This window comes from Streptomyces sp. NPDC006923 (assembly GCF_040635655.1).
GTDB lineage: Bacteria > Actinomycetota > Actinomycetes > Streptomycetales > Streptomycetaceae > Streptomyces.
Genome location: NZ_JBEYIF010000028.1, coordinates 39,833 through 50,992 on the forward strand (window position 1 = coordinate 39,833; position 11,160 = coordinate 50,992).

At 71.1% G+C, this 11,160-nt stretch carries 14 protein-coding genes; 7 read left to right on the forward strand and 7 right to left on the reverse strand.

Going from position 1 to position 11,160, the window contains the following annotated elements:
- Positions 1-62: 62 nt before the first annotated feature.
- Both ABZ707_RS31440 and ABZ707_RS31445 read left to right on the forward strand, forming a co-directional pair.
- Complete coding sequence (locus ABZ707_RS31440; RefSeq protein ID WP_360181620.1) at positions 63-2,183, forward strand: helix-turn-helix domain-containing protein; 2,121 nt, start codon at positions 63-65, stop codon at positions 2,181-2,183.
- Positions 2,184-2,186: 3 nt separating this feature from the next.
- The gene (locus ABZ707_RS31445; RefSeq protein WP_360181623.1) at positions 2,187-2,744 is read left to right on the forward strand and encodes an XRE family transcriptional regulator; all 558 of its coding nucleotides are present in this window, start codon (positions 2,187-2,189) and stop codon (positions 2,742-2,744) included.
- 62 nt (positions 2,745-2,806) lie between these two features.
- On the opposite strand, the gene ABZ707_RS31450 is transcribed toward ABZ707_RS31445, so the two are convergent.
- Both ABZ707_RS31450 and ABZ707_RS31455 read right to left on the reverse strand, forming a co-directional pair.
- Positions 2,807-3,469: a hypothetical protein gene (locus ABZ707_RS31450; RefSeq protein WP_360181626.1), complete on the reverse strand. Its 663-nt coding sequence runs from the start codon at positions 3,467-3,469 to the stop codon at positions 2,807-2,809.
- Between the two features lie 114 nt (positions 3,470-3,583).
- Positions 3,584-4,105, reverse strand: a complete 522-nt coding sequence (locus tag ABZ707_RS31455; protein WP_360181629.1) for a DUF6233 domain-containing protein — start codon at positions 4,103-4,105, stop codon at positions 3,584-3,586.
- Between the two features lie 100 nt (positions 4,106-4,205).
- Here ABZ707_RS31455 and ABZ707_RS31460 point away from each other — a divergent pair, with 100 nt between their 5' ends.
- The 5 genes from ABZ707_RS31460 (at position 4,206) to ABZ707_RS31480 (ending at position 6,772) form a co-directional block, all read left to right on the forward strand.
- Positions 4,206-4,796 carry a helix-turn-helix transcriptional regulator gene (locus ABZ707_RS31460; RefSeq protein ID WP_360181632.1) on the forward strand — a complete coding sequence of 197 codons (591 nt, stop codon included), beginning with the start codon at positions 4,206-4,208 and terminating at the stop codon, positions 4,794-4,796.
- 102 nt (positions 4,797-4,898) lie between these two features.
- Entirely contained in the window at positions 4,899-5,669 is a 771-nt protein-coding gene (locus ABZ707_RS31465) for a hypothetical protein (protein ID WP_360181635.1), read from the forward strand.
- Positions 5,666-5,935 (forward strand): hypothetical protein, encoded by a 270-nt coding sequence (locus tag ABZ707_RS31470; RefSeq protein WP_360181638.1) that lies wholly within the window; start codon positions 5,666-5,668, stop codon positions 5,933-5,935. The genes ABZ707_RS31465 and ABZ707_RS31470 overlap by 4 nt, the downstream gene beginning before the upstream one ends.
- 359 nt (positions 5,936-6,294) lie before the next feature.
- Positions 6,295-6,525: a hypothetical protein gene (locus tag ABZ707_RS31475; RefSeq protein ID WP_037664301.1), complete on the forward strand. Its 231-nt coding sequence runs from the start codon at positions 6,295-6,297 to the stop codon at positions 6,523-6,525.
- Complete coding sequence (locus tag ABZ707_RS31480) at positions 6,515-6,772, forward strand: hypothetical protein (protein WP_360181641.1); 258 nt, start codon at positions 6,515-6,517, stop codon at positions 6,770-6,772. Before ABZ707_RS31475 ends, ABZ707_RS31480 begins: the two co-directional genes overlap by 11 nt.
- A gap of 189 nt (positions 6,773-6,961) precedes the next feature.
- On the opposite strand, the gene ABZ707_RS31485 is transcribed toward ABZ707_RS31480, so the two are convergent.
- From ABZ707_RS31485 to ABZ707_RS31505, 5 genes are all read right to left on the reverse strand, one after another.
- The gene (locus tag ABZ707_RS31485; RefSeq protein ID WP_360181644.1) at positions 6,962-7,348 is read right to left on the reverse strand and encodes a hypothetical protein; all 387 of its coding nucleotides are present in this window, start codon (positions 7,346-7,348) and stop codon (positions 6,962-6,964) included.
- A 38-nt stretch (positions 7,349-7,386) separates the two neighbouring features.
- Positions 7,387-8,097 (reverse strand): RNase adapter RapZ, encoded by a 711-nt coding sequence (locus ABZ707_RS31490; RefSeq protein WP_360181647.1) that lies wholly within the window; start codon positions 8,095-8,097, stop codon positions 7,387-7,389.
- 122 nt (positions 8,098-8,219) lie between these two features.
- Complete coding sequence (locus tag ABZ707_RS31495; RefSeq protein ID WP_360181650.1) at positions 8,220-8,702, reverse strand: hypothetical protein; 483 nt, start codon at positions 8,700-8,702, stop codon at positions 8,220-8,222.
- Between the two features lie 341 nt (positions 8,703-9,043).
- Positions 9,044-9,490, reverse strand: a complete 447-nt coding sequence (locus ABZ707_RS31500) for a helix-turn-helix domain-containing protein (protein WP_023420993.1) — start codon at positions 9,488-9,490, stop codon at positions 9,044-9,046.
- Positions 9,487-10,191: a hypothetical protein gene (locus ABZ707_RS31505; RefSeq protein WP_360181654.1), complete on the reverse strand. Its 705-nt coding sequence runs from the start codon at positions 10,189-10,191 to the stop codon at positions 9,487-9,489. The genes ABZ707_RS31500 and ABZ707_RS31505 overlap by 4 nt, the downstream gene beginning before the upstream one ends.
- Between the last annotated feature and the right edge of the window lie 969 nt (positions 10,192-11,160).

Here is an 11,160-nt window from a genome sequence, read left to right on the forward strand (position 1 = left end):
GAGCGAAATTATATGCGATCCAATGAGTGATTACGGTAGGATGCCCATCGGAGGTGAGCTCTGTGCCCACTGAGGATCAGCTGTTCAGCGCAGTGGACGCGCTGCTGGAGCAAGTCGCCCAGGATGATCTCCCAAGCCCTGTCGAGCGCAAGCGGCTGCGAGAGACTGCCGGGCTCAGTCAGGCTCAGGTCGCGACCGCGCTGAATACGCGTCGGGAAACAGTCGCGAGTTGGGAGTCGGGCAAGAACGAACCGCGGCCGCCGCAGCGCGCCGCCTACGCCCGGCTGCTGGAGAAGCTGTCTGAGCGCTTCCCCGCCCCGGCGCCGGCGGTCCCGCAGACGTTCACCGGCCCGGCCCCGGAGTCGGTCCCGGCGCCCGTTGCCGTGCCGCCGTCCCGCCCGGTGGCGAGCAGCACCGTCAGGTCGGCCGCGTCGTCGCGGCGCCAGGGTGCGAAGAAGGCGGTGGCGAAGAAAACCACGGCGGCCGCCGTCGACCCGCGCTTCGAGAACGGGCCGCTCGCGGTGATCGACTGCGGCGAGGACGGGAAGGTGTCGGCGTACTGCGTCGGCGGTGTCCTGGATGTGCCCGCCAAGTCCATCCCGGCGCTGGTGGAGTGGACGCTGAAGGAGGCGCGTCTCGGGCAGCCGAGGCTGCACCGCAACGGCCGCGACGCCGACCCGATCCTGGTCCTGATGCCGTCCGCGCTGGACCGCTACGGCCTGCCCGCCGCACTCTCGGAGGAGGACCGGCGCGCCGGTCGTCTCCCGGCCGGACACAAGGTCCTCAAGCAGCTGGAGCGCGCCGAATGGCACCTCACGCAGCGCGGATTCGGCCCGTGGGCACGGATCTACCGCCCGGCCGAAGGATCGAAGCGCAACTGCGTCCAACTGTGTATCCCGGCTTGGAACGCCCTGGATGTCCGTGAGTGGGACAACAAGGACGCCCCGCTCCTTCCCACGATGGGCGCGGCCGACCTGGCCCGGTTCCTGGGCACGTACGCGTCGCGGGTGATGACGCCTCGCGGCACCACGGCCGTCACGGGCCTGGAACTGATGGTGGCGCTGCACCCGCCGACCATGGCGGTGAAGGACGAGAGCACCGGGGAGTGGCGCAGCGCCCCGGCGCCGGGCGCGTTGACGGCCGTGTACGAGCCGGTGGAGTGCGAGGTGCCTGACGGGCACCCCGTGTTGAAGGGGAAGTTCGCGCGGCACCACCAGCGGACCCCTGCCGAGATGTTGATGGAGGAGTCCTTCGACTGGTGCCGGCCGCTGACGGACGCGGAGTGCATGAAGCAGTTCGTCGTCGGCATCGACGTCAACATGGCGTTCGCCGCCGCCGCGAACCGGCTCACCGTCGGCCTCGGCGCGGCCACACACCTCCAGCACCCGGCGTTCGACCCGAAGCTGCCCGGCTCCTGGCTGGTCGACCTCTCGCACATCGAACTGGACGAGCGGCTGCCCAGCCCGTTCACGGCGAAGGGAGAGCGCCCGGAGGGCCCGGCCTGGTATGCCACGCCGACCGTCGCGTACGCGGTGGAGCTCGGCCACCAGGTGCAGCCAATCGAGGCGTACGTCCGCTACGAGCACGGTGGCTATCTGGACGCCTGGTACCAGCGGCTGCGCGACGCCTACATGGCCACGATGGCCGACCTCGGTGTCGTCTCCGGCATGGAGGAGCGGGCGTTCCTGGAGGCGATGGCGCAGCACAAGCAGGTCGACCCGGAGATGGCGCTCGTGCTGAAGGCGATCAAGGCGACCGCGAAGGGCGGCATCGGCAAGCTCCGCGAACGGCCGCGCACCACGCCGTTGTTCGAGCCGTGGCCGGCCCTGGAGCGCAAGGAGTGGCGCCCCGACATCCGGGCGGCCGTGCTCGCGACGACCCGGGTCAACATGCACCGCAAGATGATGAAGTTCGCGGCCGCCGCCGACCTGTACCCCGTTGCGATCGGCACGGACTGCATCGTCTACCCCTCCGACGGGCCGACCCCGCTCGACTTCCTTCCGCGCACCGAGGACGACAAGCCGCTGCCCGGCGGTTTCCGGCTCGGGGTGTCGCCCGGGATGGTCAAGCACGAGGGCACCCAGACCACGCTGTGGCTCGAAGAGCAGTACGAGAAGCACGGCCTGGTGAACATCGCCCGCATCATCAAGGACGGCGGCAAAGCCGCCGACGACGGGGAGTAGACGATGGCCGATCAGCTCGGGGACAGCCTCGACCGCGCGGTGGAGCAGGCGTTCACCCGCCCGATCCCCAAGTCCGCGCAGGCGCAGATGAGGTACCTGGTCAAGCAGCTCAAGGGCACGAAGGCCGCCGCCCAGGCGCTCGGTGTGTCCCAGCGGACCGTGGAGCGGTACGTCGCCGGGAAACTCAAGCGGCCCCGCAAGGACCTCGCCGCGCGCATAGAGCGCGAGGTCAAGAAGCGGTGGCAGCCGCAGATCCGGGCGAAGGCGAAGAAGAAGGCCGCCAGTACGGACGGCATCGTCGTCTCCACCCGGGCCCGCTTCGGCTTCACCGCGGCGCCGGGCACCACCGACGACGCCCGGGTTCGGTCCATCACCCAGGCGCTGTCCCCGCAGTGGGCAGAGAGGCTGTTCGAAGCCCGCGACCAGGGCGCCACCGAGCAGCAGCTCCTGCGGATCGCCGCCCAGGGCCTGGGCCAGCACTACTTCCGCGACAACGGACGCCGCGCCCACGACCTGGACGTGGAGTTCACCGACGTGGAGGAGATCGACATCTCGCTGTAGCCCGGCCACGCAATCGGGCCCCGCCGCCGACGCGGTCCGGGGTCCGGTTGCGTTTCGGTGGCTTACTGCGGGTCGGCGCTGGCCAGGGTGACGGCGAGCGCGATGTGGGGGACAGCGCTGATGCAGAGCTCCGCCGCCGTGCTCGGATCGGAGGCGGTGCGCGCTTCCTGCAGCGCCAGCAGACCGGTCAGTACCGCAGAGTCGACCGCCTCATCGAGGACCTCGCCCGCGGCGAGTTCGCCGCTGGCCACCAGCTCGCGCAGCAAGGCGGCCGCCTCCTCTGGATCGGTCAGCCACCGCGCGGCGACCTCGTCGCCGGCGCTCGCCAGGTCTATCGCGGCGGACTGCTCCACCGTCGGCAGCAGCACGCCGTGCTCACCTGGTGGCTCGGTCCGCTCCGCGAGCTTCTGGGCCTCCGCCACGGCGCACCGCGCGGCGTACGTCCGCCGGGCCTCCTCTCGCTCCCACGCCATAACGGTCGGCCACCGGGCATCGTCCTCGGCGCGGGCCCGGTCCAGCAGGGCGGCGGCGGCGAGGCTGACCTGGATGCACGGCAAAAGGCCCACCTCCACGGCCTTCTGGCCGGGCGGGGCGGCCGCGATCGGCTGGTAGACCGCTTCCGCTGCTTCGGCGCAGGCGCCGATCAGCGTGGTCAAGGCGGCGATCAGCCGCGCGTGGCGGCGTCGGCGGGCGGGCAGGTTCAGGCGGTCCGGTGTCGCGGTCACCCCCGCACTATGCCGCGCCGCACCCGCCCCCCGGCCCTCTTTCGGCCCACCGGCCTGCCTCTGTACCGGCCGGGCGTCCTCGCCCATCAGCGTGCGGTCACTCGCAGGGGGAGATCAATCGTCACCGATGTGGTCGAAGCCGCGCAGCACGGGGTCCAGCTCCTGTGCTGCACCGCACAGAGAGCACAGGCGGGTGCCGGGCTGATCCGCGACGTTCAGTGCCCGCTCCAGAGGCAGCAGCGGCGCGTTCTGCGGGGCCTCGGTGCAGTCGACGGCGTGAACCACGGCGCGGCCGGGCCCGCGGCCGCCGCCCGTCTTCTGCAGCACCCAGCCCGAGGGCCGGCGGGGACCCAACACCTCGCGCACCGACGACGGCGGCGCCAGGCGCTCGGTGGGCACGGCGTCGTAGGAGACGCCGTCGACGGGCCGGACGTGCTCGGGGGCCCGCACCCACACCCGGTACTCCGCGGCCTGGACGTCGCCGTCCTCGGTGTTGCGGTACGCGGGCAGCCCCACCTCGTACAGCCAGCCGCGCGGCGTCTCGCGCCGGGACCACAGCCGGGCGGTGAGCTCCTGGCCGTCCGGCAGGACCACCCACACCGGCACCGGCGGCCCGTCCGGGGGAGTCGTCGTCATGCCGACCACGGTAGGCAGACCCGGCCGGGACCCGGCGACCGCCGTGCGGACCGCCGGACGCCGGCCTCTGTCCACAGGCCCGGTCGGGCCTGATGATCACATGACTGATGACGACGTGACGCGCGCGGCCCGGACCCGCGCCAAGATCCTGGACGGCTTCGCCCGCGCGGAGCGGGCCCTGTTCACCCGGCCCGCGCCGAAATCCGCGCGAGCCCAGATCAAATTCCTTCGCACGCGGGAGAAGGGCTCCACCAAGTCCCTGGCCGAGCGTCTGGGCGTCTCCCGCAAGACGGTGCAGCGCTACCTCTCGGGCGCCTCCACCAAGCCGAACCAGCGCCTCCAGGAGGCGCTGGTGCAGGAGACCGAGTCGGAGTGGCAACCGCAGGTCAGGGCACAGGCAAGGCAGCGTGCGGCGTCCTCGGGCGGGCTGATCATCTCCTGCCGGGCCTACTTCGGCCTCGGCCCGGAGGGCACCTCGGACGCGGGCCGGGTCCGGGACATCACGGTCGCCGTCACCCCCTCCCACGCGGCCGCCATCATCGCCGCACAGGAGGAGGGTGCGACGGAGAGCGATCTGCACGACGCCGTCGCTGAGGCCATCGCGGACGCCTATTTCCGTCAAGGCGGTGGCGGCCGGGCGGGCCTGGAGGTGAAATTCGCCGACGTGGAATGGTTGAACATCACGTTTTAGCAGCGCGTAATTCGGGCGTGCTGTAGACCTGTGTGACCGGCCCGCCCAAGCCCATTCCCGGGCAGGCCCTCATTTCCGTATCCGAGCTGAAAGCGAGTCCTGATGAACACGTCCGACGGGTGGCGGCCGCGCCGTGTCCCCGAGGCCCGCGGCCGCGCCGGCACCCCGCGCACGCCGATCGACTACGCGAAGGTCGGCCGGTCCTCGGTCCGTCGCCGCGCGCGGGGCATGACGCACGGCGAGGCGGTGGCGGCGCTGGAGGAGGCCGACCTGCACGCGCACCTGGACCGCCGCGACGAATCCGCGGCCGACGACAGCGGCCGCCGTGCTGCGGAGCTCGCTGAGTGGCAGCGCGTCGTGCAACTGCTCGCCGCGACCGGCGGTCCGTACGACCCGGACGCCGACGTCGTCGTCCAGGAGGAGCTCGCCGAAGACCGGCGCCGCGAGGAAGCCGAGCAGCAGCGCCGCCAGGAGCAGCAGCAGCTCGCCGACCGGGCGGCCGAACTGCTCGACCTGGCCGGGTCCGGCCGACTCGACCGGACCGTGGCGAGCCGGCCGGGCGACGAAGCCGCCCGCGCCCTCCTGGACGACTACGACTACCGCGTCCTGGCGGTCGACGACTGGTTCGCCCGCGCCCTCGCCGACCGCGTCGGCCACTACGCCGACCCGGCCGCCCGCGCGGCCGCCGTCGGCTCCCTGCCCGCCTCGGTGCACGCCCGCGCCGCGCTGCTCGCCGCCCTCGCCCGCACCGGTGCCCCGGTCGACGACGGCCTCGAGTTCGTCGGCCGTCTCGCCCAGGCCGACCCGGACGCCACGACCGCGCTCGCCGCGTGGCTGGAGACCGCGGCCGCAGTGAAGGCCAGCACGGCGTGAGCGCGGCGGACGAGGTGGTGGTGGCCACCTGGAGCGAGCACAGCGAGATCGGGCACCACTACGAGGACCTGCTCGCCGACGGCTCGGTGATCGCCTGGACCGAGCCGCCCTTCGGCGAGACGCTCTACCCCGGCGACGACGACCCCGACTACAACCCGATCTGCTCGTGCCCGCGCCTCCCGCGCCAGTTCTGCCTGGAGTGCGTCGGCTGCGCCGCCTGCGGGCAGTGCACCGGCCCGCACGTCTGGCCCCCGCTCCAGACCTGACAACCAGTTGTCACGCTCGCCGAGAGTGATAGTCGGTTGTCACGTCGCCCTGTCACGCCCCCTGTCACGTTGCCGGAAGGCCGCGTGACAGCCCACGCTCGAAAGGCCGTCAAATTCGGACATACAGGCATGGAAACGGCCCGGAAACCCCTCTCCGGGCCGTTTCCGCGTGACAAGCGCGACAGCGTGACACCCCACCGGCCCGTGATCACGTTCCGTGTCGGGCCGCATCGAGCCGGGAGGGCCGGCCCGCGCCCCCGCAGAGCGCTCGCCGGTCCGGTTCGTCCGTACCGGGGTCCGGTGCCCCGCCCCGGCGATACCGTGGTGACACACGCCAGAGAGAAGCCCAGGAGCCCAGGATGAGCCAGCAGCCGGCCCCCGCGCCCGCCCGCCAGCCCCTCGATGAGCACGCCGCCGAATCGGTCCTCGCGTACGCGGCCGCGGAGCGCGCCAAGACGGACGTCCTCGCCTCGGTCCTGGAGGACATCGCCGCCAACGGCTACCCCGCGCCCGAGTCCGGCGTCCCGTGGGAGACTGCCCGCGACGCCCATCTCGCCCGCCTCGCGGACGAGCAGCCCCGTGTCGCCTGAGCACGGAGCGCGCCGCTCCCAGGTCGTCATGGTGGAGCCCGCGCTCACCCAGCTCGCCAAGCTCACCGCGTCCGAGACCCACCGCCTGGACCGCGCGATCGTCGCCATCAGCGTCAACCCCGACCTCGGCACCGCGGTGCCCGGCACCCTGCTGCGCGACTACGCGGACGAGGTCGACGGAGTCCGGGTGATCTACTACGTCACCGCCCTGCGGACGATCACGATCGTGGCGTACGTCGAAGCCTGAGCAGCAGACACAGCAGCGCCCCGGACCGTCGTGGTCCGGGGCGCTGCTGTGTCTGCTGCACGGCGGGTAGCGGGTGCTGCACGGCGAGGCTGGCGGCCGGGCGGCACACGGGTGCTGCTCGTGCAGCAGGGCCGGTGCCGCGAGCAGCGGAGCCGTGCAGCGCCCGGCCGGTGGCCTGCTGCACGGCGGTCAGCTGCTGCCGGTGGCCCACTGCTCCAGCTCGCTCGGCTCCTTCTTCAGCAGGGTGTCGCGGCGGGACTGCGCGGTGGCCCGGGTGACGCCCATGGCGCTGGCCAGCGCGCCGTACGAGCCGCCCTGCGCGGCGTGCTGACGCACGGCGGCGTCCCGGATGCCCTCCAGCCGGTTGATCAGCCCGTTGGACATCAGGATGGTGTTCGCGAGGTCGTCGGTGCTCGTCCCGCCGGCGCGCAGCTGCGCGAGGCCGTGCAGGACGGCACCGAGCCGCATGGCGAGCTGCCCGACGTCGTCGCCCAGCGCCTGGGCGTCGGCGGCGGACAGCGGGATGGTGAGGTCGGGGACGGGGGCGGGGGCGGTGTGGTCGGGCTCGGTGGTCACCGGGGTCTCCTCCTGGTGGTGCGGGGCGGGACGGGTGTTCAGCGGTGCACGACGTCCTTGTCGAGGTCGCGGTGGTGGACGTCGACGGCTAGGCCGCGCTCCGTGTACCGCTCGGCCAGGTCGGCGACCAGGTACGCGGCGGCGGTCTCGGTGTCGCCGGACAGGGCGGCGGCGAGCGCGTCGGCCACCGTCGCAGAACGATGACGGCCGCCGGCGCACCCGAGCCCGATGGCCAGCGGCTCGTTCTGGCGCGGCCCGGCGAGGTAGGCGTCCACGGTGGCGGCGATGGCGTGCACGAGCGCCAGGACGCCGTCGGTGGCCATCACCGCCTCGCGTACGGGGGCGTCCCGGGCGGTGAGGTAGCGCAGCTCCGGGCGCAGGTGGGGGTCGCGGAACTGGTGGCGCAGGTCGTAGCAGGCGCGGGCGTCCGGCTGCGGGCCGTGCAGGTAGCCGAACGAGGTGATGGCCACGGTGGTCATCGGCGGGCCCTCCTGGGGGCGGTGAGGGTGCGGGCGGGGGTCAGAGCACTGGAAGGCGCGTCGGACGTCGCCCGCGGCCCCGGAGAGGTTGTCGGCGTGGAGCCGCACGTCGAAGTCGTACGGGGCGTCGGTCGCATCCATCACGCGCTCGGAGGCGGCCTTGAGGGCCTGGACGATGTCGTCGTGGTCGGCGCCGCCGGTGGTGGTGGTCCGTTCGACCCCCGTCTCGATGTGGCTGATCCGGGCGAGGGCCTTCGGCTGCTGCTCCATGAGGAATCCGATCAGAGTGCGCGTGGGCGGGGGAGGGTGGCGGTGGCGGTGGTGAGGCAGGAGTGCGTGCCGGAGAGCGATGACATTCGGGGCCGGCGTCCGGCGGCACGGCGGTGGAGCGGTCAGGCGTGCTGGGCGAGGTAGCGGGCGGCGGTGTCCACGAACTGGTCGTGGGCGACCATCGCGGCCTCCCGCGCGGCGGTGAGCTCCTCGGTGCTGCCGAAGTGGTCCCGGATCGCGTACGTCAGCGTGATCATGTGGTCGGCGGCGGCGCGCACGGCCGGGTCCGTGATCAGCACGCGCATCGCGACCAGCGGGCGGGTGACCTGGGAGCGGGTCTGGTGGCTCTCCCGGCGCAGCGACTGGATCAGCTCGCCCTCGGCGCCTTTGAGGAGGGCGTCGCCGCGCATCCACATCGTGCGGCGGTGGTCGCTGGCGGCGCAGGCCAGCGCGGTGACGGCCTCCAGGCGGTCCCGCCGGTTCGTCTCGCCGTGGTTCACGCGGACGGACCGTTCGGCGGCCCGCTCCTGGAAGCGGCCGCTGATGAACGAGCCGAGCAGCGTGCCGACGACGGCGATGGCGGCGGTGACGAGGGCGAGTAACACAGCGGGTCCTCCCGTAGGTGTATGAACTTCAATACACTGTATGGAAGTTCATACAGTTAGAGAAGGGGGCCACTCATGATTCTTTTCTCCGGCTCCTGACCTGCGCGGTGCCCGCCCGTGGGAACCGCGCGTCCGGATCTGACACTCGCTGCCCGCACACGAAAGCGGCGCCGCGCCCCTGCCGAAAGGACGTGGCGCCGAACGAGACGGGCGACAGGCTGTTTGGCCCCGCACAAATGGATCTTTGTCCACCCAGGCAGGGCCCTTCGGTGTCAGGCTCGACACCAGGAACGCGAGCGGCGCTGCACCAATGGATGCAGCGCCGCGGGGTGAGCAGTGGGTCAGGACACGGCCTTGAGGTTCTGGCGGCGCTTGGCGTTCTCGCGCTGCCGGCGCTTCTCGGCGAGCTGGTCCTGGTAGGCGGTGACGGCCTGGCGGTAGTGCTCCACGAAGCTGGAGGAGTTCAGGCGCTGGCCCTTCGGCATCGCCTTGACGGCCGCGACGGCGTCCTCGGGGGAGAGGTAGGCGGCCAGCATCGGGTTGAGCTGGTAGACGCCGGCGCGCTGCTTCTTCACCAGCTGCGCCAGGTCCAGGTCGCGCAGAGCCGCGTTCACTGCGGCCCGGCTCAGTCCGAGCATCTGCGCGAGGGTGACCTGGTCGACCTCGATCCGTCCGCCCGGCTCACTGTGGGCGCGCATCTTCAGCAGCACGCGGTACGCCGCGGGCAGCAGGTCCAGGTCGGCGACGATCCCTTCCGCGTTCACCGCGGCGAAATGCAGACCACTCACTGTCCGGTCCCCTTCTCCTTCTGCTGCGCCTGCTCAGCGCGGCGCTCAGCACGAATCTTCGCCCGTTCCGCGCGCATCTGCTCAATCTCCTGGCGCATCCGCTCCAGCGACGGGAAGCGCACCAGGTCGGGCAGCGCCTCGTCCGACCGGATCTTTGCGATCGTCTCGTGCTGGTCGACTCGGACGTACCGCGCTTCCATGGTCTCCGTGCCCGGGATGAACTCCGCAACCCGGTACGAGTACGGCGGGTTGAACTGGTAGATACCGCGCTTCACCCGGAACACGATCCCGTGGGACATGACCTCCTTCAGCGCCTCGTTCACCTTGGTCCGGGCAACGTCCAGGACGATCGCCATCTCGTCCTGAGTCAGCGGGATGCGTCCGCCGGCCTTCTGGCACGCGATCATCAGCAGGATCAGCCGCAGCGGCAGCGCCTCGCGGAAGAACTGCGTGATGACGAAGAAGAACTCCAGGCTGTCCATGGAGAAGGCGTTCGGCTCGTCCGGGGGGCCGTAGAACTCCAGCGGCTTCCGCTCGCTGTCCAGCGTGAGCTTGCGGCCAGGGTAGGCGCGGGCGACGTCGTCCAAGTCCTTGACGGGCCGCAGCGGCTGGTTCCAGGCGTCGGACGGATCTCCCAGCGGCAACTTCGGCTGCGGCGCCCCACGGGGGCTTGTACGGCGGCGCTGCGGCTCTGTCGACACGAGGCTGCTCTCCAAGCTGTTGATCTCTGCGACGCGAAGCAGTATGTCACCTGCGCTTGACATGCATGTCGCTTCGACACGACATGCCGCACGAGTTGTGTCCCCCCAGGGGGGACAGATCTCCCCCCTGACCGTCGGACGGTCCCCACTCGGGACACATCCGCTTCTTGATGTCGTCTCCAGTTGACATGTGGCACCTGATCATGTCGTGTGCAGTTGACATAGGGACGTCGATATGCCCCCTCAGTCGGGACACATCGATGTCGATACGTCCCCTCAGCCGGTACGTATCTCGCGATCTCCGACGCTCTGACCTGCGGCTTCTTGATCTCGCCATATATCAGTGGCTGAGGTCCCCCCACAGCGGCCTGCGCGTCCACTGCTCCCCGGTGGCCTTTACCGCCCCCCGCGTGACCACCGCCAGCAGCAGCAAACTCAGCCGCACGACGTTGGCCGGCCTCAGCAAACTCGCTCCCTCGGACACCACTCAGATAATCTCTGCCAATCAGTCGCTCACCCACCCATCCACATTTCGCAGTTTTACCAAAGCGATATTCCGAAGCTGCTTTTTCGCAAATCGCACGTTATTTCTAAATTCACGTGATGCTCTACATCTCAGCATTCAGCCAAGCTCTTTTACCTGGCGACAGGTGGTCCATGCCCATTCCAGTTCTAAGCTAGCTGCTATCTTTGAAGCACACACCCAGCTGCCCCACTTCACTCCCGCCGACCTCTGTTCACCCCGTCACTCGCCCGACTGCCTGTCACCCCCCCTTCCTCTTGCTGCCGCTTGGTCCGTAGGCCCGTGGGTGGGCCGCGCGGAGCGTGGCGCGCCCCGTGGTACGGCGGGTGACGTGGCGTCAGGCGGTGGTATGGCGGGTGGCTGGAGCGCAGCGGAGGCCACGGGTCGGCCGGAGGCCGACCCCGGGCCGCAACGCGGCCCGGGTGCCCTGCGGTTGGGTGGCGGGC

Coding starts and splice junctions, on each gene's coding strand:
- ABZ707_RS31445 (WP_360181623.1), top strand. CDS start 2,187: ATGGCCGATCAGCTCGGGGACAGCCTCGACCGCGCGGTGGAGCAGGCG.
- ABZ707_RS31455 (WP_360181629.1), bottom strand. CDS start 4,105: ATGACGACGACTCCCCCGGACGGGCCGCCGGTGCCGGTGTGGGTGGTC.
- ABZ707_RS31460 (WP_360181632.1), top strand. CDS start 4,206: ATGACTGATGACGACGTGACGCGCGCGGCCCGGACCCGCGCCAAGATC.
- ABZ707_RS31465 (WP_360181635.1), top strand. CDS start 4,899: ATGAACACGTCCGACGGGTGGCGGCCGCGCCGTGTCCCCGAGGCCCGC.
- ABZ707_RS31475 (WP_037664301.1), top strand. CDS start 6,295: ATGAGCCAGCAGCCGGCCCCCGCGCCCGCCCGCCAGCCCCTCGATGAG.
- ABZ707_RS31490 (WP_360181647.1), bottom strand. CDS start 8,097: ATGGAGCAGCAGCCGAAGGCCCTCGCCCGGATCAGCCACATCGAGACG.